General features: G+C 70.7%; 25 protein-coding genes. 14 read left to right on the top strand and 11 right to left on the bottom strand.

Features of this window, described 5'->3' with window-relative positions; translation table 11 throughout:
• Positions 1 to 124: 124 nt before the first annotated feature.
• Positions 125 to 562 carry a MarR family winged helix-turn-helix transcriptional regulator gene (locus OG714_RS28565; RefSeq protein ID WP_026150457.1) on the bottom strand — a complete coding sequence of 146 codons (438 nt, stop codon included), beginning with the start codon at positions 560 to 562 and terminating at the stop codon, positions 125 to 127.
• Positions 563 to 745: 183 nt separating this feature from the next.
• Between OG714_RS28565 and OG714_RS28560 the strand changes: the two genes are divergently transcribed.
• Entirely contained in the window at positions 746 to 928 is a 183-nt protein-coding gene (locus OG714_RS28560; protein WP_393047307.1) for a ribbon-helix-helix protein, CopG family, read from the top strand.
• 19 nt (positions 929 to 947) lie between these two features.
• Here the strand turns inward: OG714_RS28560 and OG714_RS28555 are convergent, their stop codons facing one another.
• Positions 948 to 2,342, bottom strand: coding sequence for an NCS2 family permease (locus OG714_RS28555; RefSeq protein ID WP_406125195.1), 1,395 nt, complete (start codon positions 2,340 to 2,342; stop codon positions 948 to 950).
• A 132-nt stretch (positions 2,343 to 2,474) separates the two neighbouring features.
• Between OG714_RS28555 and OG714_RS28550 the strand changes: the two genes are divergently transcribed.
• On the top strand, positions 2,475 to 2,765 hold the full coding sequence (locus OG714_RS28550) for a DUF2530 domain-containing protein (protein ID WP_406125193.1): 291 nt from the start codon (positions 2,475 to 2,477) through the stop codon (positions 2,763 to 2,765).
• Positions 2,766 to 2,899: 134 nt separating this feature from the next.
• On the top strand, positions 2,900 to 5,296 hold the full coding sequence (locus OG714_RS28545) for a cation-translocating P-type ATPase (RefSeq protein WP_406125191.1): 2,397 nt from the start codon (positions 2,900 to 2,902) through the stop codon (positions 5,294 to 5,296).
• A gap of 138 nt (positions 5,297 to 5,434) precedes the next feature.
• On the opposite strand, the gene OG714_RS28540 is transcribed toward OG714_RS28545, so the two are convergent.
• The 3 genes from OG714_RS28540 to OG714_RS28530 form a co-directional block, all read right to left on the bottom strand.
• A complete protein-coding gene (locus OG714_RS28540; RefSeq protein WP_406125189.1) occupies positions 5,435 to 6,379 on the bottom strand; it encodes a hypothetical protein in 945 nt (314 codons plus the stop codon).
• Between the two features lie 205 nt (positions 6,380 to 6,584).
• Entirely contained in the window at positions 6,585 to 7,364 is a 780-nt protein-coding gene (locus OG714_RS28535; protein WP_406125187.1) for a calcium-binding protein, read from the bottom strand.
• A gap of 146 nt (positions 7,365 to 7,510) precedes the next feature.
• Positions 7,511 to 10,645 (bottom strand): sacsin N-terminal ATP-binding-like domain-containing protein, encoded by a 3,135-nt coding sequence (locus tag OG714_RS28530; protein WP_406125186.1) that lies wholly within the window; start codon positions 10,643 to 10,645, stop codon positions 7,511 to 7,513.
• A 167-nt stretch (positions 10,646 to 10,812) separates the two neighbouring features.
• On the opposite strand from OG714_RS28530, the gene OG714_RS28525 reads away from it, so the two are divergent.
• Positions 10,813 to 11,085 carry a hypothetical protein gene (locus OG714_RS28525; RefSeq protein ID WP_406125184.1) on the top strand — a complete coding sequence of 91 codons (273 nt, stop codon included), beginning with the start codon at positions 10,813 to 10,815 and terminating at the stop codon, positions 11,083 to 11,085.
• Between the two features lie 97 nt (positions 11,086 to 11,182).
• On the opposite strand, the gene OG714_RS28520 is transcribed toward OG714_RS28525, so the two are convergent.
• Positions 11,183 to 11,374 (bottom strand): DUF397 domain-containing protein, encoded by a 192-nt coding sequence (locus tag OG714_RS28520; RefSeq protein WP_406125183.1) that lies wholly within the window; start codon positions 11,372 to 11,374, stop codon positions 11,183 to 11,185.
• Entirely contained in the window at positions 11,371 to 12,237 is an 867-nt protein-coding gene (locus OG714_RS28515; RefSeq protein WP_406125181.1) for a helix-turn-helix domain-containing protein, read from the bottom strand. Before OG714_RS28515 ends, OG714_RS28520 begins: the two co-directional genes overlap by 4 nt.
• Positions 12,238 to 12,394: 157 nt before the next feature.
• Here OG714_RS28515 and OG714_RS28510 point away from each other — a divergent pair, with 157 nt between their 5' ends.
• The 4 genes from OG714_RS28510 (at position 12,395) to OG714_RS28495 (ending at position 14,676) form a co-directional block, all read left to right on the top strand.
• On the top strand, positions 12,395 to 12,910 hold the full coding sequence (locus OG714_RS28510; RefSeq protein ID WP_406125179.1) for an ATP-binding protein: 516 nt from the start codon (positions 12,395 to 12,397) through the stop codon (positions 12,908 to 12,910).
• Between the two features lie 227 nt (positions 12,911 to 13,137).
• Positions 13,138 to 14,007, top strand: coding sequence for a helix-turn-helix domain-containing protein (locus OG714_RS28505; protein ID WP_406125177.1), 870 nt, complete (start codon positions 13,138 to 13,140; stop codon positions 14,005 to 14,007).
• A gap of 67 nt (positions 14,008 to 14,074) precedes the next feature.
• Positions 14,075 to 14,422, top strand: a complete 348-nt coding sequence (locus tag OG714_RS28500) for a hypothetical protein (protein ID WP_406125176.1) — start codon at positions 14,075 to 14,077, stop codon at positions 14,420 to 14,422.
• Entirely contained in the window at positions 14,419 to 14,676 is a 258-nt protein-coding gene (locus OG714_RS28495) for a hypothetical protein (protein WP_366496792.1), read from the top strand. The genes OG714_RS28500 and OG714_RS28495 overlap by 4 nt, the downstream gene beginning before the upstream one ends.
• 28 nt (positions 14,677 to 14,704) lie before the next feature.
• Here the strand turns inward: OG714_RS28495 and OG714_RS28490 are convergent, their stop codons facing one another.
• Entirely contained in the window at positions 14,705 to 15,631 is a 927-nt protein-coding gene (locus tag OG714_RS28490; protein ID WP_406125174.1) for a DUF3027 domain-containing protein, read from the bottom strand.
• Between the two features lie 400 nt (positions 15,632 to 16,031).
• Here OG714_RS28490 and OG714_RS28485 point away from each other — a divergent pair, with 400 nt between their 5' ends.
• The 4 genes from OG714_RS28485 to OG714_RS28470 all read left to right on the top strand — a co-directional run bounded on the left by OG714_RS28485 (position 16,032) and on the right by OG714_RS28470 (position 19,500).
• The gene (locus OG714_RS28485) at positions 16,032 to 17,456 is read left to right on the top strand and encodes an MFS transporter (protein WP_406125173.1); all 1,425 of its coding nucleotides are present in this window, start codon (positions 16,032 to 16,034) and stop codon (positions 17,454 to 17,456) included.
• 73 nt (positions 17,457 to 17,529) lie between these two features.
• Positions 17,530 to 17,994: a DUF2771 domain-containing protein gene (locus OG714_RS28480; protein WP_406125171.1), complete on the top strand. Its 465-nt coding sequence runs from the start codon at positions 17,530 to 17,532 to the stop codon at positions 17,992 to 17,994.
• On the top strand, positions 17,964 to 18,665 hold the full coding sequence (locus OG714_RS28475) for a futalosine hydrolase (protein ID WP_406125169.1): 702 nt from the start codon (positions 17,964 to 17,966) through the stop codon (positions 18,663 to 18,665). Before OG714_RS28480 ends, OG714_RS28475 begins: the two co-directional genes overlap by 31 nt.
• Positions 18,649 to 19,500: a 1,4-dihydroxy-6-naphthoate synthase gene (locus OG714_RS28470; protein ID WP_406125167.1), complete on the top strand. Its 852-nt coding sequence runs from the start codon at positions 18,649 to 18,651 to the stop codon at positions 19,498 to 19,500. Before OG714_RS28475 ends, OG714_RS28470 begins: the two co-directional genes overlap by 17 nt.
• A gap of 48 nt (positions 19,501 to 19,548) precedes the next feature.
• On the opposite strand, the gene OG714_RS28465 is transcribed toward OG714_RS28470, so the two are convergent.
• Positions 19,549 to 19,932 (bottom strand): cold-shock protein, encoded by a 384-nt coding sequence (locus tag OG714_RS28465; protein ID WP_019057239.1) that lies wholly within the window; start codon positions 19,930 to 19,932, stop codon positions 19,549 to 19,551.
• A gap of 151 nt (positions 19,933 to 20,083) precedes the next feature.
• Here OG714_RS28465 and OG714_RS28460 point away from each other — a divergent pair, with 151 nt between their 5' ends.
• Complete coding sequence (locus OG714_RS28460; RefSeq protein WP_406125166.1) at positions 20,084 to 20,332, top strand: hypothetical protein; 249 nt, start codon at positions 20,084 to 20,086, stop codon at positions 20,330 to 20,332.
• On the opposite strand, the gene OG714_RS28455 is transcribed toward OG714_RS28460, so the two are convergent.
• On the bottom strand, positions 20,311 to 20,976 hold the full coding sequence (locus OG714_RS28455) for an HAD family hydrolase (protein WP_406125164.1): 666 nt from the start codon (positions 20,974 to 20,976) through the stop codon (positions 20,311 to 20,313). The genes OG714_RS28460 and OG714_RS28455 overlap by 22 nt on opposite strands.
• A 52-nt stretch (positions 20,977 to 21,028) precedes the next feature.
• Positions 21,029 to 22,036, bottom strand: a complete 1,008-nt coding sequence (locus tag OG714_RS28450; RefSeq protein ID WP_406125162.1) for a hypothetical protein — start codon at positions 22,034 to 22,036, stop codon at positions 21,029 to 21,031.
• 429 nt (positions 22,037 to 22,465) lie between these two features.
• Here OG714_RS28450 and OG714_RS28445 point away from each other — a divergent pair, with 429 nt between their 5' ends.
• Positions 22,466 to 25,063 (top strand): helicase-associated domain-containing protein, encoded by a 2,598-nt coding sequence (locus OG714_RS28445; protein ID WP_406125160.1) that lies wholly within the window; start codon positions 22,466 to 22,468, stop codon positions 25,061 to 25,063.
• Positions 25,064 to 25,067: the final 4 nt, after the last annotated feature.

The following is a 25,067-nucleotide window of genomic DNA, read 5'->3' as shown; positions in this document are numbered from 1 at the left end:
TCGTTCGCCTACGGGGCGCTTTCTGTCGGTGTCGAGAGCTCGACCGTGCTCGGCCCTTCGGGCCTCCGCGCGCTCGCCCTCTCGACACCGGGCGCCCCTACGACTCACTCGCTGCTAGGGGGATTTACAGGTGTGCGAGTTTCTCCAGCACGGGGGCGGCGGCGACGATCTTCGCCCACTCGTCCTCGTCGAGGCCGTCGACCAGGCCGGCCAGGAACGCGTTGCGCTTGCGGCGGCTCTCTTCGAGCATCGCCTCGGCCTGGGGGGTCTTGGTGACGACCTTCTGGCGCCGGTCCTCGGGGTGCGGCTCCAGCTGGACCAGACCCTTCGCTTCGAGCAGCGCCACGATGCGGGTCATCGAGGGCGGCTGCACATGCTCCTTGCGAGCGAGCTCGCCAGGGGTCGCGCTGCCGCAGGTGGACAGGGTGCCGAGCACCGACATCTCGGTGGGGCTCAGTGACTCGTCGACCCGCTGGTGCTTGAGTCGACGGGACAACCGCATCACGGCTGATCGCAGGGAGTTCACAGCGGCAGCGTCGTCGCCATGGGTTAGGTCCGGCATGTTCTTTAGCGTAACTCATTACTCTCGCTAAAGACCAATGGCGACACGCCGAGATGCCCGTGACCCTGGCCACTGAACCTGGGGGCCCGGGGGCACCCCCCGGCAAACATCGCGTCACCCATATGAGTGATAGCGGCGCGGAACGTCACCCACCACCCGGAACCGCCCCGGACCCTCGTCCATATGGGGACCAGCGTGCTCAGCCTGCGGATAGACGGGGAGCTGCTCGAACGGCTCCGACACCATGCCTCGAAAAGGGGAATGAGCGTCCAGGACTATGTGGTCCAGACGCTCATCCGGGACGACTTCGACGAGCGGTTCCAGACCGCGGTCGACGAGACGGAGAAGTTCTACGGCGTCACGTGACGGCCCGTGGAAACGCGGGTCACGTCAGACCCAGCGCCGGCATCAGGTAGTAGAACCCGAACACCGCCGCGACGACGTACATCGGCACCGGGACCTCCCGGCCCCGGCCCGCCACCAGCCGCAGCACCACGAACGTGATGAAGCCCATGCCGATGCCGTTGGTGATCGAGTAGGTGAACGGCATCATCACCATCGTGATGAAGGCCGGGATCGCGATCGTGTAGTCCGCCCAGTCGATCTCCTTGACGGAGCCCGCCAGGATCAGGAAGCCCACCGCGAGCAGCGCGGGGGTGGCCGCCTGGGACGGGACCATCGTGGCGACCGGCGTGAGGAACAGCGCTACGGCGAAGAGCGCGCCCGTGACGACGTTCGCGAAGCCCGTGCGGGCGCCCTCGCCGACACCGGCCGTGGACTCCACGAAGCAGGTGGTCGCCGACGAGGAGCTGGCGCCGCCGGCGGCGACCGCGATGCCGTCGACGAAGAGGACCTTGTTGATGCCGGGCATGTTGCCCTCGCCGTCGGTCAACTTGGCCTCGTCGCTGATGCCCATGATCGTGCCCATCGCGTCGAAGAAGCACGACAGCAGGACCGTGAAGACGAAGAGCACGCCGGTCAGCACGCCGACCTTGGAGAAGCCGCCGAACAGGCTGAACTTGCCGATCAGGCCGAAGTCCGGGGTGGCGAGCGGGTTTCCGGGCCACTTCGGGGTGGTCAGGCCCCAAGAGGGGATCGTCGCGACCGCGTTCACGATCACCGCGAGGACGGTCATCGTGACGATCGAGATGAGGATCGCGCCGGAGACCTTGCGGACGATCAGCGCGAGGGTGAGCAGGACGCCGAGGATGAAGATCAGGACCGGCCAGCCGTTGAGGTGACCGTCGGCGCCGAGCTGGAGCGGGACGGTGGTCTGGGCGGCGTCCGGGATGCGGGAGATGAACCCGGAGTCCACGAGCCCGATCAGCATGATGAACAGGCCGATACCGATCGAGATGGCCTTGCGCAGTCCGTACGGCACCGCGTTCATGACGCGCTCGCGCAGCCCGGTGGCGACCAGCAGCATCACGACCAGGCCGGCCAGCACGACCATGCCCATCGCGTCCGGCCACGTCATGCGCGGCGCGAGCTGGAGGGCGACGACGGAGTTCACGCCGAGTCCGGCGGCGAGCGCGATCGGCACGTTGCCGATGACGCCCATGAGGAGGGTGGTGAACGCGGCCGTGACCGCCGTGGCGGTGACCAGCTGGCCGTTGTCGAGGTGGTGCCCGTACATGTCCTTCGCGCTGCCGAGGATGATCGGGTTCAGCACGATGATGTACGCCATCGCGAAGAAGGTGGCGAACCCGCCCCTGATCTCGCGGGGGAGCGTGCTGCCCCGTTCGGAGATCTTGAAGTAGCGGTCGAGGGCGGTCTGCATTGGATGTTCCTACGAGCAGAAGTGGACAGACGGAAACCGTTTCAGTATGAACATATGAAGACGTCAGGCGCTATCTCCGCGCGTAGACACACGGAGATCCACGGGTCTTGTCCCGCCTCGTAAGCTGGGGGCATGGCGAAGTGGACACCGACACACGAGGCACCTGAGCCCCTTGAGGGCCCGATCGTCCCGACGATCATCGGCCTCACGATCCTCTGGTTCGTCCTCTTCCTGGTACAGCTCCCCTTCTACGGCTGGTTCGACGACCACGGTCATCTGTGGTGGCTGTGGACCTGCCTCGCCGGGAGCGGACTCGGGCTGATCGGTATCTGGTACGTCCGGGGGCGTGACGCGGCGCTCAAGCGGCTGGCGGCCGAGGCGGCTGTCTCGGCCACGGAGACCCCCTCCCCTGCTGCGGATTGAGAAGTTCCTGCTGCGGAGCGAGGACCCTCCCCTACACCCCAGGCATCACCCCGCCCCACGCGCCGTCCTCCCCTGGTCGGATCTTCCGGGCACTCGGCGGGTGAAGCCGTAAATCCGCACGTACCGTCGAATGCATGACGCACACCGACGCGGGCGCCGAACTCGATCCTGTGCACCCCGTGCCCATCCCGGCACGGCGGGCCCATGGACTCAGCACCGCCGAGGTCGCCGAGCGGGTGGCGCGCGGGGAGGTCAACGACGTCCCGGTGCGCAGCAGCCGTTCCCTCGGCGAGATCGTCCGCGCCAACGTCTTCACCCGGTTCAACGCGATCATCGGCGTGCTCTGGCTGATCATGCTGTTCGTGGCGCCGGTCCAGGACAGCCTGTTCGGGTACGTGATCATCGCCAACACCGGGATCGGGGTCTTCCAGGAGTGGCGGGCGAAGAAGACCCTCGACTCCCTCGCGGTGATCGGTGAGTCGAAGCCGACCGTACGGCGTGACGGGGCCGCGGTGGAGGTGAGCACCTCCGAGATCGTCCTCGGTGATCTCATCGAGATCGGGCCCGGTGACAAGGTCGTGGTCGACGGGGAGTGCGTCGAGGCCGACGGGCTGGAGATCGACGAGTCGCTGCTCACAGGTGAGGCGGATCCGGTCGTCAAGCGGCCGGGGGACGCGGTCATGTCGGGGAGTTTCGTGGTCGCCGGCGGTGGCGCGTTCGAGGCGACGAAGGTGGGGCGTGAGGCGTACGCCGCCCAACTCGCCGAGGAGGCCTCGCGGTTCACGCTCGTCCACTCCGAGCTGCGGACCGGTATCTCGACGATCCTCAAGTACGTGACGTGGATGATGATCCCGACCGCGATCGGCCTGGTGATCAGCCAACTCGTCGTCAAACAGCACGGGTTCAAGGACTCGATCGCGCGGACGGTCGGGGGGATCGTCCCGATGGTGCCCGAGGGGCTGGTCCTCCTCACCTCGGTGGCCTTCGCGATCGGTGTCATCCGGCTTGGCCGGAAACAGTGCCTCGTCCAGGAACTTCCGGCCATCGAGGGCCTCGCCCGCGTCGACACGGTCTGCCTCGACAAGACGGGCACGCTCACCGAGGGCGGCATGGACGTCACCGAGTTGCGTCCGCTCGGCGGGGCCGACGAGACGTACGTACGCAAAGTCCTGGGCGCATTGGGCGAGTCTGACCCGCGGCCGAACGCGTCGCTTCAGGCGATCATCACCGCCTATCCGGACAGCGAGGAGTGGCGGTGCGTGGAGTCGCTGCCGTTCTCGTCGGCGCGCAAGTACAGCGGGGCGTCCTTCAGCGAGGGGAACGGGGAGTCGAGTACGTGGTTGCTCGGCGCCCCTGATGTGCTGCTGGGTGCGGACGATCCCGCGCTGGCCGAGACCGGGCGGCTCAACGAGCAAGGGCTACGGGTGCTGTTGCTGGCGCGGGTCTCGGGTGAGCTGGACGATCCCGGGGTCGCGCGGGGGGCCTCGGCGACGGCGCTGGTGGTGCTGGAGCAGCGGTTGCGGCCCGACGCGGCCGAGACGCTGGCCTACTTCGCCGAGCAGGATGTGCAGGCCAAGGTCATCTCCGGGGACAACGCGGTGTCCGTCGGGGCGGTGGCCGGGAAGCTGGGGCTCAGCGGGCAGGTCGTGGACGCCCGTCAACTGCCCTCGGATCAGGGGGAGATGGCCAAGTCCCTCGACGAGGGCACGGTGTTCGGGCGGGTCACTCCGCAGCAGAAGCGGGACATGGTGGGGGCGTTGCAGTCCCGCGGGCACACGGTCGCGATGACCGGGGACGGGGTGAACGACGTACTCGCCCTGAAGGACGCCGACATCGGGGTGTCGATGGGCTCGGGGTCCGAGGCGACCCGGGCCGTCGCGCAGATCGTGTTGCTCAACAACAGCTTCGCGACGCTGCCTTCGGTGGTCGCGGAGGGGCGTCGGGTCATCGGGAACATCACGCGGGTGGCGACGCTGTTTCTGGTGAAGACGGTGTACTCGGTGCTGTTGGCTGTGCTGGTGGTGTGCTGGCGGGTTGAATATCCGTTCCTGCCGCGGCACTTGACGCTGTTGTCGACGCTGACGATCGGGATTCCGGCGTTCTTTCTCGCGCTGGCGCCGAACAAGGAGCGGGCCAAGCCGCACTTTGTGCGGCGGGTGATGCGGTACTCGATTCCGGGTGGGGTGATTGCCGGGGCGGCGACCTTCGTGACGTATCTGATCGCCCGTCACCACTACACGGGGAAGGGGTCGTTGGAGGCCGAGACGAGCGCTGCGACCTTGACCCTGTTCCTGATCTCGATGTGGGTGCTGGCGATCATTGCGCGGCCGTACACCTGGTGGCGGATCACCCTGGTCGCCTCGATGGGGGCGGCGTTCGTCGTCGTGCTGGTCGTGCCGTGGCTTCAGCACTTCTTCGCGTTGAAGCTGGTGGGGGTGACCATGCCCTGGGTTGCTGTGGGGATTTCGGGGGTGGCGGGGGTTGTGTTGGAGCTGGTGTGGAGGCTGGTCGATCGCCGTGTACCCGCGTGAAGGCTCCGTCTGACAGGCGGTTCGTCGGCTGCGGGCCCGGTGGGGGCTGGTCGCGCCCGCGCGGCGGAGCCGCATATTGACACAGCCCCGCGCCCCTAAAAGCCTAAAAGCAGGGGCGCGGGGAGCTACCGGAGTTGACTACTTGACGTCGACGTAGTCGCCCGCGGCGTTGACCGCCGGGGTCGTCGAGGTGCCCGCGAAGCTGTAGCGGAAGTAGCCGTCGGCCGTGGCCTTGACGGTGGTCTTCAGGTTGCCCGTGGAGTTGGTCTTGATGGTCTTGACCGTGGTGTACGTGCTGGAGTTCTTCTTGCGGAACTGCAGCTTGACCGGCTGGGTCGAGTAACCGGCGTACTTGTTGGTGTCCCAGTTCGCGCGGGTCAGCTTGCCGGTGACCGTGATGGTCTTGCCCTTCTTGACCGGCTCCGGCGCGGCGTTGACCGTCAGCTTCGACAGGCGCTGCACGTTCGGGGAGGCGAAGCCGCTCTTGTCCGCGTAGCCGACCTTGGTGATGTCGATGCTGTCGCTGGTCGGGTCCTGGCCGTTCCACGCGATGGCCTCGGCACCGGCCTTCCAGGCACCGGCGTCGGTGCTCGACAGGTCGCCCAGGTCCGGGTAGATGTCGAGGGAGCCCTTGCAGGAGGCGACGGTCGCCGAGGTGACCGTGCAGGTGGCGAGGTCGTCGTCGAAGATCATGTTGGTCGGCTCGGTCGACGAGCCCTTGTACAGGTACAGGTCGGTCCAGAAGTCCGACGCGGTGACGTCGACGTCGGCGCCGTGGGTCAGCGTGTACGTGACCGGGACGGAGACGTGGGCGGCGGCACCGACCACGATCGGCTTGCCGCCGTGCACCTTGAGGTTGGAGAAGGTGACGTCCAGCGCGTACGGCTGGTCGTCGGCGGGGGTGGCGACGGTGGAGCCGGCGAGGGCGTTCTTGCCGGAGGCGGCGTGGGCGGCCGCACGGATCTTCGCGACGTCCGAGCGGTACGAGCCGGCGTCGGAGCCCGCGGCCTGCGCGGCCGGTACGGCGAAGGCGGAGAGGACCAGGGCGCCGGAGACGGCGGCCACGGTGGCGCTTATGCGCATGCGTTCCCCAAGTGGGAAAGGGGGCCCCGGCGCGCTGGTCGTTCCGAACGGCTCGTCGTCGGCGCCGGGGCCCAAGTGATGGCGGAGCCTGTTGGCTCACGTGTTCTGATTCGCGACCGGTGGTGAGGGTTGTACGCCGGAATCAGTTTTTGTACGGGTATTGCGAACTGATGGTGAAGTGCGGAGGCCCCGCAGGGCGTCCGGGTTACTTCACGTCGATGAAGTCACCCGCGGCGCTGACCGCCGGGGTGGTCGAGGTGCCCGCGAAGCTGTAGCGGAAGTAGCCGTCGACCGTCGCCTTGACGGTGGTCTTGAGGGCACCCGTCGAGCTCGTCTTGATGGTCTTGACCGTGGTGTACGTGCTGGCGCTCTTCTTGCGGAACTGGAGCTTCACCGGCTGGGTCGAGTAACCGGAGTACGTACCGGCGTCCCAGTTCGCGCGGGTCAGCTTGCCGGTGACCGTGATGGTCTTGCCCTTCTTGACCGGCTCCGGGGCGGCGTTGACCGTCAGCTTGGACAGGCGCTGGACCTGGAAGGTCTTCGCGTTGTCCTTCTGGACGTAGTCGTTGTCCTTGCCCGTGGCGATCGCCCAGACCTTCCAGCCGCCGGCCACGGAGTTGATCAGGTTGGAGCCCGGCTCCAGGTCGTACGACGACTTGCAGGTCGACGTCGTGGCGTTGACCTTGGTGCAGGTGGAGCGGCCGTCGCTGCTCTTGGCGACGGCACCGCTGTCGGCCGAGTCGATGTTCGCGCCGTGGTACAGGATCGCCTGCGCCCAGCCGACGCCCGAGGCGTCCTTCACCGTGAAGCTGACGGTGATGGTCTTCTTCGCGGTCGCACCGACGACGACCGCCTTGCCGCCGTTCACCACGACGCCCGAGATCGTGGTGTCCCCCTGCACCTCGTCGGCCTGCGCGGCAGGTACGGCGAGGGCGGAGAGGGCCAGGGCGCCGGTGACGACGCCGAGGATGGCACGCATACGCATGGGGTCCCCAGGTAGAGAAGTGATCGTGGAGCCTGTTGGCTCAGCTGATCAGATTCACGACGAAAGGGAATGGTTGTACGACTCGTGAACTTTTTTCGGAACGGCCGTGAAGATCGCCGGGAAGATCGCCGGTCCGCTCGGTCGAATCAGTCGAACCACCGGTCCCGGGCCAGCTCCCGTGTCCGCGTCGGGTCCTCCAGCAGGGCCGCCACCTCGAAGCGGCGGGGCCACTGTCCGGCCGCCCAGGCCAGGCCGGCGGCCACGCCTTCCAGGGTCGAGGCGTGCAGCACCCCGTCCCGGGTCCGGCGCCAGTCGATCTCCACGCCGTCCATGACGAGCTCGTCGTGTTCGACGTAGGTCGCGGGGGTGAGCGGTCCGAGGAGGACCCGGACGGATTCCGGTACGTCGTGCTCGGCACCCTCGGAGGTGACCTCGCCGGTGACCGACTCGCTGAGCCGCCGTACCTGGAAGAGTTCGGCCAACTCGGCCGCCCTGGAGGGCCGTACGGGCAGGAGGGGGACGCCGGCGGTGAAGGGGAGCAGGTCGGGTGAGTCGACGACCACGGCGTCCGCCGCGTCCACGACCGTCACCTCGCCGTCGACCACGGCGCGCAGGTCGTCCGGGAGGGTCACCTGTTCCGGGTCGAGGTCGGCCAACGCGCTGTACAGGGCGTGCAGTTGGGTGCCGGTGACCTCGCGGTCCGGGTCGGCGAGCCGGTCGAGCAACTCGGCCGCCCCACCCGGCTCTTCGAGCAGCGCGGCGACGGAGGTCCGTACGCCCAGGGCCCGCAGCACCTGCTCGTCGTCGAACCCGGTCGCGTCGGCCTCGTCGTAGAGACCGCGCAGGAGGGGGTCACCGCCGGCTGCCAGCAGGCCGGCCGGGCGGCGGCCGTCGAGCACCGGGTGGCCGCGCAACCACCAAGCCGTGTACGGCCGTACGAGCTCGTGCGTGCCGTCGGGCAGGAGGACGCGGACCTGTTGGGTGATCGCGTCGCGGAGCGGGGGCTGGGCGAGGAGGGCGAGGGCCTGGGGCCAGCGGTCGTCGTCGACGAGGTCGAGGTCGCGGACGGCGACGAGTTCGGTGGCGACGGGGGGTACGGGGGTGTCGGGGAAGCGGTCGAGGACGTCCTCCGACCACACGTCCACGGAGTCCAGCAGGCCGGGGTCGTCGGGTTCCGCGAAGTCGCTGTCCCGGGGCTCCAGTTCGTCCGGGTCGAGGACGACGTCGGTGGCCCGGACGAGGGCGAAGGTGGCGAGGACTCCGCAGGCGGCGAGGGGCTGTTCGCCCCAGCGGTCGGCCAACTCGGAGTCCACGAAAGCGAGTTCGTCCTCCCGCATCACCTGGGCGAACGGGCTGCCGGGCAGCACCAGTTCACCGGCGGGCGCGAGTTCGCCCTCCTCGTCGGGCAGGGCGAGGGCGCCGAGCCAGGGTTCGTCACCGGGTTCGAGACCCGCGTCCCGGACCAGTGCGAGGACGGTGTCCGCCAACTCCTCGGCGTCGGGGGCGGGTTCGTCCCATACGGCGCCGCCCTCGTCGTCGATGGAGGCGGCCACGGCGGCCCGTACCTGAGGTGTGGTGAGGACCGCGCGGGGCGTGGCGGGCAGCGCGCCGAGCTTCTCCAGGAGGGGGTGCGCGGCGTCCGGGTGGGCGACCTTGAGGCCGAGCCGGGCGAGGACTTCGGGTTCGACCCGGGCGGAGTCGGGAGTGGGGAGGAGGACCTGGCGTGGCCCGATCGTCGTCCTGCCGTCGGCGAGCGGGACGGGCAGCCCGGACAGCCGGTCGGGGTCGACGCCCGCGAGGCTGTCGTAGAGCCGCCGCCACCAGCCGGGGTCCTTCTCCAGTCCGGCCAGCCGGTCGACGGCGTCGGTGAGGGGGACTCGGGCGACGCCCAACGTCCGTAGTTCCACGCGTCGTTCGAGCCCTGCGGGGAGGAGGGTGGGCAGCACCTCGGCGAGGACGCGCACGGTGTCGGAACCGGCGCCCTCGACGACCTCGGCGTCCCGGGGCCGTAGCGACTCGGGCAGGTCGGAGTCGTCGTCGCCCTGGCCGTCGGGCTCGATGGCGGGCGGGAGGAAGGAGGTGCGCGGGAGGCGCTCCAGGATCGCCTGGCGCAGGGTGCCGTCCAGCTCCCCCTTGCCCAGCGGGCCGGGGACGAGGTCGATGATGCCGGTGGTCACCGGCCGCCAGGCGGCGAGGAGTTCGACGTACGCGTCCGCCGCGCGCTCCACCACGAAGTCGGTGAGCGGGCCGGGGGCGGCATGGCGGCGAGTGGTGTCGAGGGGGAGGGAAGCGATCAACAGGGCGGGTACGCCCAGGGGTTCGTCGCTGGGGGTGGGCGCGTGCACGACGGGGCTGGTGCGGGGGCGGGCGGGAGTGCCGTCCTTGTCGACGGGTACGGCCCAGGTGACGGACCAGTACGGCCGCAGCCGCTCCTCGACGGGCCGGTCGGCGAGCAGCTCCTTGGCCAGCTCCCCGTGCGCGGCGACGGTACGCCACCGGGTGGTCCCGTCCCGGCTGTCGTCCACGACGGTGTCGGCGCGCTCGGTGCGCCGCAGGAGGGTGCGGGGCGCCTGGTCCCCCACCTCGACCACGACTTCGGTCAGCCCCGGGAGGGCGAGGAGGAGAGCGTCGTCGACGGCGCCGAGGAGGCGCTCGGCGAGATCCTCGGCGGCGGTGTCGCGCAGCGGGAGGATGACGACCGTGTCGTAGGAGTCGGGGGCGGTGCCCTCGGCGGCGAACGGCAGGCGGAGAAGGGGGACATGGCCGTCGCGGCGGCGGATCTCGGTGCCGAGTCCGGGGCTGTGGCGGGCGGTGTCGTCGGCGAGGGTGCGGGACTCGGCGAGGGACCAGCGCACACCACCGTGCCGCCCGACGACGGCGGGTTCGTCGGTCACGGCGACGACGGCGGCGAACCCGACGCCGAAACGGCCGACCGCGCTGTCACCGGCGTCGCGTTTCGCGGAGGCGCGGAGGGTGGAGAGGGATTCGACTCCGGTGGCGTCGAGGGGGGCGCCCGTGTTGGCGGCGCAGAGGACGCCGTCGCGGAGGGTGAGCCGCAGCCGGCCTGCCACGCCCGCACGCGCGGCGGCGTCGGCGGCGTTCTGAGCGAGCTCGACGACGAGGCGGTCCCGGTACCCGCCGAGGACGAGATCCTCCTCGGCGTTGGCGTCCTCCCGGAACCGGGCCGGACTGGTCGCCCAGGCATCGAGCACCCCACGCCGCAGACGGGCGGTCCCGAACGGATCGGCACCCTCGGCAGCGGGCCGCACGAACTTACTCACGTACGTTCACTCTCCTCATCGACGTCGCGACGAAGGTACCGCGCGGAGGGAGGTGGGGTTGCCGGGGAGGGTGTCCGGTGCGGGGGGTCGCCGGAGGCTGGGGAGACTCCCACCTGCGGAAGGGCGCGGGGGCGGGATGGATGCGTTCGTGTCCCTAAGCTCGCTTCATGGACATTCGCGGCATCGATCCCCGTGACACCGCGTGGGAGCAGGACCATGCCCGTTACCGCGTCTACTTCTGGGACGTGGCGGCGGTGACGGCGTACGAGTACGAGGTCCTGGGCGAGGTCGACGTCGACGAAGTCCTCACCTGGGCGCCCCGATACGCGGCGGAGCGGGCCTGGACCTACACGGTCTACGCGGCGGTGACGCCCGACGAAGACGGCCCGGGACTCATCCGCCTGGCCGGCGTCCTGGGCGACCCGTTCACCGACGCGTGACGAACTCCGTCCAGGCCACTTCGGCGGGAGGTGTCACACCTTTTGAGGGTGAGTGTCGGGGGTGGGGACTAAGTCGGCCAGGTCAGTTCAGGTGCCGTCACACCTCTCCCAGCTGGTGCACGAAACCCGTCCACGCGGCCGGGGTGACGGTGAACCGAGGGCCCTCGACGGTCTTGGAGTCACGAACGTGGACGGTGCCGGGGACGGTGGCGATCTCAACACACGAGTCGCCATCGGGACCGCTGCTGTAGCTGCTCTTAAACCAGGCCAGTTCGGGCTCGCGGATCATGTCTCTCCCAGCAGTTGCTCGATGAACGCCAGCGACTCCCGTGGCGGGAGGGCCTGCGCCCGGATGGTGCCATACCGCAGCTCAAGGATGCGAAGCTGCTTCGGAATTGAGGTCGGACGACCATTGAACGCACCATCGGAACGCCCCACCGCCGTGCCGTCCTCAAACTTCAGCACTTCGATCCTGCCGCTCATGCCGGGATGGGCCGCGCTGTCCATCGGCATCACCTGAAGCGTGACGTTGTTCAACCGCCCCACCTCCAGCAGACGTTCGAACTGCTGTCGCCGCACCATTGTGCCTCCAACCTTGCGGCGGAGCGTTGCCTCTTCCAGTACGAAGCCGAGCGCGGGCGCAGGTGACCGATCGAAGACGCTCTGCCGGGCGATGCGAGCGGCCACTCGACTTTCCAAGTCCTCCGGTGAATAGGCTGGTTGCCATGACTCCAGTAGGGCTCGGGCGTGTTCGGGAGTCTGTAGCAGGCCGGGAATGTTGCTGGACTCGTACACCCCGATCTCCACTGCCCGTGCCTCCAGTTTGGCCAGCGCCCGCACCTTCTTCGGGTACCGGACCTTCTCGACGTCCTCCTTCATCGCCGAGATGAGCCCATCCGCCCGCAACACCTCCTCCGCCTTGTCCAGATACTCGGGCCGGGGGATCCGCTTCCCACCCTCGACCTTGTAGACCAGGTCCTCTCCGTACCCGGCCGCCACCGCGAACTCCGGGACCCGCATCCCCACCGCCTCGCGCCGCAGCTTCAGTTGCCGCCCCACCGTCGCGAGGACCGCCAACCCCCACTCGTCGTCCGGGTCCACCTCCCAACCCGGCTCATCCGCCTCGCCGTTGACCCGCTCCGGTTCGCTCATCCCGCACCCCTCCTGATCCGTACGACCGTGCCGCGACGCCCCTACCCGCGCGACCCGTCCCGACAGCCTGGACACGACCGGACAACGCCTGGACAGTCACCGTACGCAACGGCCATGTCACTGTTCACGGTAAGCACGCGCGGCCACGCTGAGTGACGTGATCCAAGAAACCGCCGCCTCCGAAGCCCAGCCCGAAGCCCAGCCCGAACCCCAACTCGACAACCCCGTGCGTAACTTCACGGTGCAGTTGTCCCCCACCCGACGCGGCGCCCGCCTCGCCCGTCTCCTGGCCACCGAACAACTCCGGTCCTGGGCGATCCCGTTGGACCCGGCCCGCCAGATCGTCGCCGACCTCGCCACCAACGCGGCCACGCACAGTCGCGTACCGGGCCGGGATTTCAGACTCACCCTCTACGTCGTCGCCGGCATCCTGCGCATCGAGGTCTCCGACACCCGGGGTGACCGTCCGCCGCTCCCCCAAGACCCCACGCAGGACGGGGAGTCGGGCCGGGGTCTGCTGATCGTCGAGGCGCTCGCCGACCGCTGGGGCTGGGACCCGGGACCGCGCCCCCGCAAGACGGTCTGGGCCGAACTGGTACTGGACCGCGCACCGAACCCCGGAAACCCGAACTCCGGTGCAAGGGGCGCCTTTCCCCAAGAACCACGACGGTGAAAGAACCTCCACCAAGCCCCACCCCACCCTCCCGGCAGCGAGGCTCGCGATTCACCCATCCGGGTGAACATCATCAACTGGGCTGGATTCCGGGCAGGTTGCGTGATCTACGCTCAGCGCGACACCAACTCGGCACATCAGAAACAACTCCAGACATACGACGGCCCTCGCCGGGACGGCAATCCCAAGGCGAGGGCCTGACCACCAAGGAAGATAAGAGCTTCCCGATGGATACACGCGACATTACCGCGCCCCCGCGCGCCCAGTCCCGGCACGCCGCCGACAAACACCCGAACCAGCGGCACCCCCGTTCAGGGCACTCCGGCGTTGGACTCACGCACGACAACGCCCGCCACACCGCCCGCTTCACGGTGATCGGCAACCACCTCGCCCAGCACCCGGAGTTGTCGGGGCTCGCGATCGGACTCGGCGTCCACATCCAGTCCCTCCCGGCAGGGGCCCGCGTCGACATCAAGTCGCTCGCGGCCCGTTTCCCGGAGGGCACGACCCGAATCGCCGCCGCGCTACGGGAGTTGGAGACCCACGGCTACCTGCGTCGCGAACGGCACCGGGTCCCCGACGGCCGCATCATCACCCGCACGATCTCGTGCAACCAGCCCGGCAGCGGCCGTAGGGACAGCCATGCCCCGGCAGCACTGAAGCAGCCGAAGAAGCACACACCCCGCAAGGCGCTGCCTCCCGTACCGCGCCCGGCCCACCCCTCCCCCGCGCTCATCCAGCAGGCTACGGACCTCCTCACGGGCCTCCGGCGTCACGACCCCCGCCTGCTCCTGTCGGCCTGCGACACCGCCCACCTCGCGCAGGGAGTCGCCGCGTGGCTGAAGCGGGACGTGGTCCCCACGGCCGTACGCCACGCGCTGACCACGGACCTGCCGCCCGACCACCTCCGCCAACCCGCAGCCCTCCTGGCCCACCGTCTGACGGCCCGGCTCCCGGCCCCGCCACCGTTCCGCGCCCCGGCCCCGCCACCAGCCGTACGGCATCCGCTCCAGAACTGCGAAGGCTGCGACCGCGCCTTCCGCTCACCGACCCCGGGACACTGCCATGACTGCCGTACTCCGGTCGCCGCCGCCTGAGACCGTTCTGTCCTGTTCGCTGCATCCGGGCTCGATACTCTGGCCGGGGCACCCACTGGAGGACACCATGAGCACTCAGGCCGACCACGGGCACGAGCTGATCCCCCGCCCCGAGCTGACGCCCGATGCCCTGCGTGCCGCCCTTGCCGTCGTCGCGCCGGGTCGGCTGGACGAGATGCAGGCCATGAAGGACGACGCCTTCGCCAAGGCAGTCGAGTGGCAGTCCCTCAGCCCAGTGCAGAGTTGGGTCCTGATCTGGGCCAGGGAGATCGAGATCGCCCGCCGCCCCGATCTGTCGACCCGCTACGCCCGCGCGGAGAGCAACCTGGAGCACGAGGATCCGGCCGTCGCGCGGGAAGCTCTCGGGGAACTGAGCGCGGTCCTCGACGAAGCCATGAAGGCTGTTCGCGGGTGAGCTGGAAATGGGAGTACGCCTTCGGCGCCGAAGAGGCCGCCCGCACCGCTCCCGCCGATTTCCTCGCCGCCGTGGAACGCAAGGCCGCTGAACTGGTCAGGGCCGCCGAGGCTCTCCACGTCCACGGCCGGGCCCACGCGGGGATCGACCCGAAGGGCAGCGACATCGTCGTCCCCGGCGGAATGTTCACGTACCAGGTCGTCGTGCGCAGCGAGCGGGTCTACGTCGTCCAGATCACGTATCTGGGCTTCTGAGCCACCTTCGCCGCGCCCGCCGCGGCTGCTACGAGTGCCCCAACTCCGCCGTTTCCTCGTCCGCCCCCACCGAGACCGACCCCGAGTCCGGCGCCGGTCGCAGCGGGAACGGGTCGACCATCGTCTCGTCGATCACGTGCGGCGGCGGCTGGGGCGGTTTGGGCATGATCGCCGCTTCCGAGTGGCCACCGCAGCCGTAGGCCAAGGACACGACGTGGCCGTCCGCCGGGGAGAACTCGTTCGCGCAGACGCCGAACGCCTGGCCCAGGGAGCCGCCGATCGCGACCAGGAAGCCGCAGCTGACGCAGGCCGCGGGGGCCGCCTGGGCCATCGGGGTCTTCGGGCCGAAGCCGTCCTCCCAGCGGTCGGCGGCGACGTGGAGGCCGTAGCGGGAGAGGACCCGGGCGCGGCGGATGCCCAGTTCCTCCGCCACCGAGGCGATCGAGCCGCGCGTCGGCGCGAACGGGAGCGCCGCGGGCACCCCGGCCGTCACCTCCGCGTCCTCCGCCTCGACCAGTTCCGCCATCGCCTCGGAGACCGCGGAGTTCGGCGGGGGCTCGTCCTCGCCCGTGTAGCCGGGCTCCAGGCGCAGGTCCTCGGCGTCCGTGGGGAGCAGGTCGCCGGGGCCCATGTCGCCGGGGCGGAGGCGCTCGCTCCACGGGACCCATTCGGGGGCGAGGAGGGAGTCGGGGCCGGGGAGGAGGACGACCTCGTCCAGGGTGACCAGCTTCGCGCGGGACGCCCTCGCGACCGTCACCGCCCAGCGCCAGCCCCGGTAGCCGAACTCCTTGCATTCGAAGAAGTGCGTGACCACACGGTCGCCCTCGGATTCGAAGCCGGCATGCTCGCCGACCACGCCGGGCGCGGCGGCCTCCTCGGCTGCGGCACGGGCGAGGTCGACGGCCTCGGCACACAGGCGGTCGGGGGTGCGGCTTCGCGTGGTCGCTGCGCTCACAGGTATCGCTTCTCTCCTACGCCGTCTCACGGGTGCGCCTGTTGTGGCGAAGGGAGCGGACGGAGCGGCTGAAAGACATGTACCAGGCCCTTGGAGGCACTGGTGGAGGGCCGCGTCGACGTCCGCGCCCGATCGCGCTCGGGCACGCCTACGCCATCCATTCTGCGGGATGGCCGAGAGGCGCGCGGCCGAGAACAATCGCCACGGCGCGCTACGCACGCTACCTTCTCCCGCGCCATGCGCCCACACCGACGGTCCCTCGGGCGCTGTGCGGCGGCCATACCGAGACCTGTGCGGCGGTCGTACCGAGACCTGTGCAAGGGCACTGAATCCACCCCTGTACGCCTCCATACGTGCGGTAACCGCACTACTCGCGCCGTTCTCGGGGCACTATGACGGGGTGGCAGCCGCGAGGTCGCCCCAAGGTGCCACCGGGATCGGTGGCACGAAGGGGAACATCCGAGGTGGCGGTTCGGGCCGGGTGAGCGGTTCCGTCCGCGCGATGGGTCGTGCCCTGCACTTCCCCGTCACCGGTACCGCCCGCGGCATCCGCAAGGCGACCCACGCGCACGGCGCGGGCGAGTCGGGCCTCGGCAAGCTCATCGAACTGCACGCGGTGAACGGCGCCGGCGACGTCATGATCACCGTCGCCCTCGCCTCGACGGTCTTCTTTTCCGTCCCGACCGATGAGGCGCGGGGGCGGGTCGCTCTTTATCTCGCGATCACCATGGCTCCGTTCACCGTCCTGGCGCCGGTGATCGGGCCCCTCCTCGACAAACTCCCGCACGGGCGGCGCGCCGCCATGGCCGCCGCGATGCTGGCCCGCGCCCTCCTCGCGCTGATCATCTCCGGCGCGGTCGCCAGCGGCAGCCTGGAGCTGTATCCGGCCGCCCTTGGCGCTCTGGTCGCCTCGAAGGCGTACGGCGTCGTCAGAAGCGCCGTGGTGCCCCGGCTGCTGCCACCCCGCATCTCCCTGGTCAAGGCCAACTCCAGAGTCACCCTCGCCGGGCTCCTCGCCACCGGCGTGGCCGCCCCGATCGCGGGCGGCCTGCACGCCATCGGCGACCCCTGGCCGCTCTACGGCGCCTTCGTGATCTTCGTCGCCGGTACGGTCCTGTCGTTCTCCCTGGACCCCAAGGTCGACTCGGCCAAGGGCGAGGACACGGCGCTGCTCGCGGCGGACGAGGACCATCTGCACGGCCCGCATCCCAAGGAGGTCAAGCGTCCGGGGCTGCGCACGGTCGGCATCGCCGTCACCCACGCGCTCGGCGCCAACGCGGCGCTGCGCTGGCTCTCCGGCTTCCTGACCTTCTTCCTCGCGTTCCTGCTGCGCGAGCACCCGATGACCGGGCAGAGCGCGGCCGTGTCGCTGGGCATCGTCGCCGTCTCGGCGGGCGTGGGCAACGCGCTCGGCACGGCGGTCGGGTCCTGGCTGCGGCAACGGGCCCCGGAACTCATCATCGTGACGGTCGTCGCGCTGGTCCTGGGCGCGGCCATCACCGCCGCGATCTTCTTCGGCGCCGTCCTGGTGGCCTGTCTCGCGGCCACGGCCGGGTTCTGCCAGGCGCTGGCCAAGCTGTCCCTGGACGCGCTGATCCAGCGGGACGTGCCCGAGCTGGTGCGCACCTCGGCGTTCGCGCGGTCCGAGACGATGCTCCAGATGGCCTGGGTGCTCGGCGGCGCGATCGGCATCGTCATGCCGCTGAACGGCGCCCTCGGCTTCACCCTCGCCGCCGGAGTCATCGCCCTGGGCTGGCTGACCACCCTGCGCGGGCTGCTCGCCTCGGCACGTCACGGGACCGGCGGACGCCCGCGAGTGGCCTAACCCGCACCACCCGGCCCGCCGCGCCGCACCCCACGTGGGGGGAGGACTGGACGGGCCCGATAACCTTCGCCCCATGACCATGCAATCCGCTGTGCGACGCCGCCGCGCCGTCGCCGCCGCCGGCGCCGTTTCCGCCGGACTGCTCGTCCTGTCGGCGTGCGACAAGCCGACGCCGGTCTCGACGATCACCGTCGGGAGGAACTCGGTCCACACCGAGGCCACCTGCTACAACGACGGCGACGCGGTGAAGACCGCGGACCTGGCGAAGTGCCTGAAGGCCTCGACGTCGATCTCGGTGGACCCGGACGACACCGTGCGTTTCGGTGTCGACCCGAAGATCGCCGAGAACGGCTGGACGATCCTGATGAACGGTCAGCCGCTGACCGACTCCAGCAAGAAGACGTACCGCACGATCCCCGGCAGCGTGTTCTTCAACACCCAGTACGGGGCGACCGGCAACTCGACCGTCGTCTCCATCAAGGAGGGCGACAAGACGGTCAAGGGCCTGTGGTCCTTCAAGTTCAAGAAGGACTCCTGACCACGAACGCCCCGCACATCCTCGTCGCCACCGCCGTCCCGGCCGAACGGGACGCGGTGGCACGGGCGTTCACACCTTCCATGGGCTTCACCTGTGACGTGATCGCCGCCGGGGTGGGTCCCGCCGCTGCCGCCGCCGCCACGGCCACCGCCCTCGCCGGTGCCTCCTACGACCTCGTCGTCTCCGCCGGGATCGCCGGCGGCTTCCAGCCCGAGGCGCCCGTCGGCTCCCTCGTGATCGCCGACGAGATCACCGTCGCCGACCTGGGCGCCGAGACCCCCGACGGCTTCCTGCCGGTCACCGAACTCGGCTTCGGCGCCGTCACCCACCGTCCGCCGAGTGCACTCGTACGGGATCTCGCGGCCGCGACCGGCGCCCGCACCGGAGCCGTACTCACCGTCTCCACGGTGACCGGAACTGCCGCCCGCGCCACGGAACTTCGCGCCCGCCACCCCCGCGCCCTCGCGGAGGCGATGGAGGGCTTCGGGGTCGCCGAGGCCGCCGCCGCACACGGCATCCCCGTCCTGGAACTGCGCGCGGTCTCCAACCCCGTCGGCCCGCGCGACCGCGCCGCCTGGCGCATCGGCGACGCGCTCGCGGCCCTGACGGAGGGGTTCGGGAAGTGCGCGCCCGTACTGGAGAGTTGGAACAGGCATGACCCCTTCGACTGAGCCCCTACAGATCGCCTTCTCCCCCTGCCCGAACGACACGTTCGTCTTCGACGCCTGGGCGCACGGCCGGGTGCCGGGCGCGCCCGCGCTCGACGTGACCTTCGCGGACATCGACATCACCAACGGCATGGCCGAACGCGGTGAGTTGGACGTCCTGAAGGTGTCGTACGCCGTGCTGCCTTACGTCCTCGACGAGTACGCGCTGCTGCCCTGCGGGGGTGCGCTGGGCCGGGGGTGCGGGCCGCTGGTCCTCACCCGGGGGCCGGGCGATCTGACGGGGCGCACGGTCGCCGTGCCGAGCGAGCGCTCGACGGCGTATCTGCTCTTCCGGCTCTGGGCGGCGGACACGATTCCGGGCGGGGTCGGCGAGATCGTCGTCATGCCGTTCCACGAGATCATGCCGGCCGTGCGGGACGGGAAGGTCGACGCGGGGCTCGTCATCCACGAGGCGCGCTTCACGTACCAGAACTACGGCCTGCACAAGCTCGCGGACATGGGCGAGCACTGGGAGGCCACGACCGGGTTGCCGATCCCGCTGGGCGCGATCATCGCGAAGCGGTCGCTGGGCGCCGAGCGGTTGAACCTGCTCGCCGACTCCATCCGTACGTCGGTCCGCGCCGCCTGGGACGACCCCGAGGCCTCCCGCCCGTACGTCATGGACCACGCCCAGGAGATGGACCCGTCCGTCGCCGACCAGCACATCGGCCTGTACGTCAACGAGTTCACGGCGGACCTGGGGGACGACGGGTACGCGGCGATCCGGGGTCTGCTCACGCGTGCGGCGGCCGAGGGGCTGGTGCCGCCCCTCGGCCCTGACTCGCTCGAATTTCCCTAGGTTCCCGGTTCTCCTGGACCCTCAAGTTCCGCTGAATCTCCCGGACTTCTACACGTCCAGCTGGTCGGCGACCGCGCGCAGCAGGCCCGCGATCTTCGCGCCCGCGGGCTTGTCGGGATAGCGGCCGCGTTCCAGCATCGGGGTGATGTTCTCGAGGAGGGTCGTCAAGTCCTGGACGATGGAGGCCAGTTCGTCCGGCTTCTTGCGTTGGGCCGCCGCGACCGACGGGGTCGGGTCGAGCAGGGTCACCGAGAGGGCCTGGTCGCCGCGCTGACCGGCGACGACCCCGAACTCCACGCGCTGTCCGGGCTTCAGGGCATCAACTCCGGCGGGCAGAACCGAGGAATGGACGAAGACGTCACCGCCGTCGTCACGGGAGAGAAAGCCGAAGCCCTTCTCGCTGTTGAACCACTTGACCTTGCCGGTAGGCACGTCTGTCCTCGTCCTCGTACTCGTCGGAAAACTGCTTCGGATAGCAGACCGGCGGGTCGTCGGGACCCGCCGGTACCAAGGCTAATGGTCTTCAGGCCGGTGACAAGACGTCGCCGGGTTGTTCCTTTGCGCAGGGAACTACCCTGGTCCAGTGCGCGACAAAACCCAAACGAATTCCGCCGCGGCCGGTGACCGACTGATCCGTGCCGGTGCCATCGTCTTTTTCATCGGTGCGGTGGCCACACTCGTCACCGTGGTACCGCTGTTGCTCCACACGACGCCTTTTCCGACGTACATGTACCTCTTGAGCATGCTCATGGGCGTCGGATTCCTGCTCGCCGCCGCGGGCGTGCTCCAGTCCGTCGCCGCGGGACGCCGTCAGGCGCGTGCCGAAAGGTAGTCCGAAAGCCATCGTGGGAACTCGGTGAGATCGCCGAGCACGACGTCCGCCCCGGCCGCCCGCAGTTCGTCGGGGTCGCACGGGCCGGTCGCCACCGCGACCGCGAGCGCTTCGGCGGTGCGGGCGCCGCGCACGTCTCCGACGTGGTCGCCGACGTAGACGCTCGCGCCCTCCTCGCGCAGTGCCTCCGCCTTCTGCTCGGCCCACAGGTTGCCGATCACGGCGTCGGCGTCGATGCCGAGATGCGTGAGGTGCAGCTTCGCGTTGGGCTCGTACTTCGCGGTGACGACGACCGCACGCCCACCGGCCGCCCGCACGGCCGCGATCGCCTCGGGGGCGCCGGGCATCGCGAGGGTCGCGGTGATGGCGATCGACGGGTACATCTCGCGGTACAGGTCCGCCATGGCGGGCACCTCGTCCGCCGGGAACCAGTTGATCAACTCGTCCGCGAGCGGCGGCCCGAGCCGGGTGACCGCCAGATCGGCGTCGACGTACGTCCCGGTCCGCTCCGCCAGCGCCACATAGCAGGCGTGGATACCGGGCCGGGAGTCGATGAGGGTCATGTCGAGGTCGAAGCCGACGGTCAGGGCGGGAGGGGCGGTTGGCTGATCACTGTTCTGGGCGCGCGAGGTCATATGGGCCATTGTGCCCAGTCGCTACGACAATCCCACCGGGCCCACCGGTCTCGCGAGCGCCCTACCGCAGCCGCTGCGACCGCCACACCAGGTACAGCGCCGACGCCACCGCAGCCCCGCGCACCACCCACGGCCAGGTCCCGGCGATCGCGTCGCTCATGTGACCCTGCGCGATGTGGGTGCCCCAGCGGCCGGTGTTCCTGCCCCACAGCCAGACGACTCCCGCCGCGACGGCCGCCGTCGGGAGGCCGATCACCGCCCACTTCGTCTCGGCGTCGGACAGTCGCCGGGACGCGTACGCGATGAGCCAACCGAGCAGCAGCGCAAACCAGTTGCCGAGTACGGCGCCCACGACGAGCAGCGCGGCGGCGATCAGGAGGAGAGGGTTGGACCAGCGGCCCGCCGGGAGCCGCGGGACCATGCGGCGCCGGCGGGCCGGGATCTCCGGCGCCTGCTCGATCACCGGTGCGGCCACCTGCTCCGGTGCCTTCGCCGTCTCCTTCGGGGTCTCCTTCAGCGGTTCCTTCGGCGGCGGGGGCTTGAGGAGTTCGGGGATCTCGACCCCGCCGGTGAACCCGGGCACGCTGTCGCCGAGCGCGAACCCGTTGCCGTTCTCCACCCGCCACCAGTCGGGCTGCATGACGCTCGCGCCGAGGTCGGACGCGCTCGCGAGGTGCGGTGAGGAGGCGGAGTTGTCGGGCGGGGACGCCGGTTCGGGCGCGGACTTGGTGAGGCGGGTACGCGGGAGCGGTACGACCCGGCGCAGGCCCTTGGGCCGTAGATCGTCCTCGTGGTCCCGCTGTACGGGGACGGAGGCGGTCGGTGCCTGGGGGACGCCGGCGCCGGTGCCGGCCGCGGCGACGACCTCGTCCGGGCTGCCGAGCACCTTGAGGATGCGCTGGACGGCGGCCGGGGTGTCGACGGTGGACCCGGCACGCCGTCGGTCGATCTCGTTGCGCAGCTCGGACACGAGCCGCATGCGCGTGACCGAGGGCAGCTGCCGTTGCTGCGCCACGTCACCGACGCGGCTCAGATACTCGTAGACGACCTGGTCGCTCTCGATACCCACGAAGTCCCCTCCGGGGCGGGTGCGTTGGATACCCCGCCGGAACGACCGTAGCGCAGGTCGGGGCTCACGTCGGCCCGCGCATCGGGGGTGTACGGCGGGGCGGGGTGGGGGCAAGGGGATGTGGGTGGTCGCCGTAGGTGCGCGGGGTTGTCCTCGGCCGGGGGCGGAAGAGGTCGCCGTCCTCGCGCGGGTGCCCCGGGCGAAGGCGCGGGGAGTCATCGTCCGCGCACCCGGTGCCCGCCGGCAGGGGCAGGGAGTCGCAGCCCGCGCGCGGAGATGCTTCAGCCGAAGGGAGTTCTGTCGCCGCCGCACGGGGTGTCGCCGCACGCGCGCGGGTGCCCTCGTCCGGGGTCGTGAGGCGGGGTCGTGTCCGGGTGCGGAAGCGCGGGCGACACCGGCCCGGGCGCCGCACCCGCTACCGTGGGTCGGATGAGCACCCCGGCCACGCCGCCCCGTTCGCTCGCGGAGGCACTCCGAACCAGGGACGACACCTCCCTGGCCGCGCTGCTGCGCAGCCGCCCCGACCTCATCACGCCCGTCCCCACCGACCTCACCCAGCTCGCGACCCGGGCCGGTACCCGCGGGTCGGTCGTCCGGGCGCTGGAGCGGCTCGACCGTTTCGCGTTGCAGACGGCGGAGGCCCTGGCCGTGGCGGCGGACCCGGCGTCGTACGACGAGCTGGTCGGGCTGATGGCGGGCGACGCGCGCGACGCCGCCGTCGTGCACGCGCTGCCGCGCGCCCTTACGACCCTGCGCGAGCAGGCGCTGGTGTGGGGCGCGGACGACCGGCTGCGCCTGGTGCGGACGGCGCGTGAGCTGCTGGCACCGTCGCCGCAGCATCCGTCGCCGACCGGCCTCGGTCCTACGGTCGCGGAGGCCACGGCGGGCATGTCGCCGGGCCGGGTCCAGGAGATCGTGACGGCGGCCGGCCTGCCTTCCACGCATGACCCGGTGTCAGCGGTGGCCTCGCTCACCAAGCTGTTCACGGGCCGCAGGCGGATGAAGGCGCTGCTCGCCCGCGCCCCCGAGGAGTCCCTGGAGGTGCTGAACCGGCTGGTCTGGGGGCCGCCGTACGGCCAGGTGACCGCCGAGCCGGCGGCCCGGCTGCGCTGGCTCATCGACCGGGGGCTGCTGCTGCCGACCGCGCCCGGCACGGTCGTACTCCCGCGTGAGGTGGCCCTGCATCTGCGGGCCGGGCGCGCGCACCGCGAGACGGAGCCGGTGGCGCCGGTGGTCGAGGCGAAGGCGACGCACCGTCCACAGGTTGTGGACACGACGGCGGCCGGGCAGGCGTACACCGCGCTGGCGACGGTCGAGGAGCTGCTGAAGGACTGGGACGAGGGCGGGCCGACGGTGATGCGCGCGGGCGGCCTCAGCGTCCGCGACCTGAAGCGGACGGCGGTCGCGCTGGACGTGGCGGAGCCCGTCGCCGCCTTCTGGGTCGAACTCGCTTATGCGGCGGGCCTGTTGGCCTCCGACGGCAACGCGGACGAACGGTACGCGGCGACCCCGGCCCACGACGAGTGGCTGGAGCTGCCCGCCGCGCAGCGCTGGGCCGTGCTCGCGGAGGCGTGGCTGACGGCGACCCGGACGTCGGGGCTGGTGGGCGGGCGGGACACGAAGGAACGGACGTTGTCCGCGCTGGGTCCCGGTCTGGACCGGTCGGCGGCTCCGGAGGTACGGCACCGGGTGCTGGGTCTTCTCGCCGGGCTCCCCGAGGGCGCCTCGCCGTCCGCCGAGTCGGTGCTGGCGCGGTTGCGGTGGGAGCGGCCGGTCCGGGGGGCGGGGGGTGCGCAGAGAAGTACCGAGGGCTCTCCGGCGGGTGCTCAGGGGGACGACGATCTGCGCAGTCGCCTTGCCCGGTGGACGTTGGGCGAGGCGGAGATGCTGGGGGTGACGGGGCGGGGAGCGCTGTCGGCGCAGGGGCGGGCGTTGTTGGGGCCGCGGGGTGCGGCAGCCGACCCGGCAGGTGTCGTCGACCCGGCCGGCGCGACCGACCACTCCGGCCCCGGTGACAAGCTCCCCGTCCATCATCATCACCACCGCCCGCCCACTCCCCCCGACCCCCTCTCCCCCGCCGAGCAGGCCGCCGCAAGTGCCGCCGCCGCTCGGCTGCTTGCCCCGCTCCTGCCCGAGCCGTTGGACCACGTGCTGCTCCAGGCGGACCTGACGGCGGTGGCGCCGGGCCCGTTGGAGCGGCCGCTGGCGGACATGCTGGACGTGCTCGCGGACGTGGAGTCGAAGGGCGGGGCGACGGTCTACCGCTTCACGCCGGGTTCGGTGCGCCGCGCGCTGGACGCGGGGCGGTCCGCCTCCGACCTGCACGACTTCCTCACCGCGCACTCCCGTACGCCCGTCCCGCAGCCCCTCGCCTACCTGATCGACGACGTGGCCCGCAGGCACGGGCATCTGCGGATCGGCGTGGCCTCGGCGTACGTGCGCTGCGACGACGACGCGGTGCTCAGCGAGATCCTGGCCGACAAACGGTCGGCCGGCCTGCGGCTGCGCCGCATCGCGCCGACCGTGCTGGCGGCGCAGGCCGACCCGGCGGCGCTCCTCGACGGGCTGCGCGCGATGGGCTTCGCGCCGGCCGCCGAGTCCGCGGACGGCGATGTCGTCATCACCCGCGCCCACGCCCACCGCACCCCGCCGCGCACAGCCCCCGAACCGGTACCGGACGGCCCGCCGACCCCGGACACGACCCTCCTGTCGGCGGCGGTCCGTGCGATCAGGGCGGGCGACCGCGCCTCCACGACGCCCCTCAAAACGACCACGACGACTTCGCCGAACGGCGAACTCCCGCGCACCAGTTCCGCCGAGACCCTCGCCACCATGCAGGCCGCCGTCCTCACCGGCGCCACCCTCTGGATCGGCTACGTCAACGCCGAGGGCGCCGCGAGCCAGCGCGTCATCGCCCCCATCCGCGTGGAGGGCGGCTTCGTCACGGCGTACGACCACACGGCGGAGGAGACGCGGACGTATCCGCTGCACCGGGTGACGGGGGTCGCCGAGCTGGCGGAGGAGTAGGGCG

It is taken from the genome of Streptomyces sp. NBC_00989 (assembly GCF_045162655.1).
Classification (GTDB): Bacteria; Actinomycetota; Actinomycetes; order Streptomycetales; family Streptomycetaceae; genus Streptomyces.
This window is presented reverse-complemented; position numbering and strand designations above follow the sequence as displayed.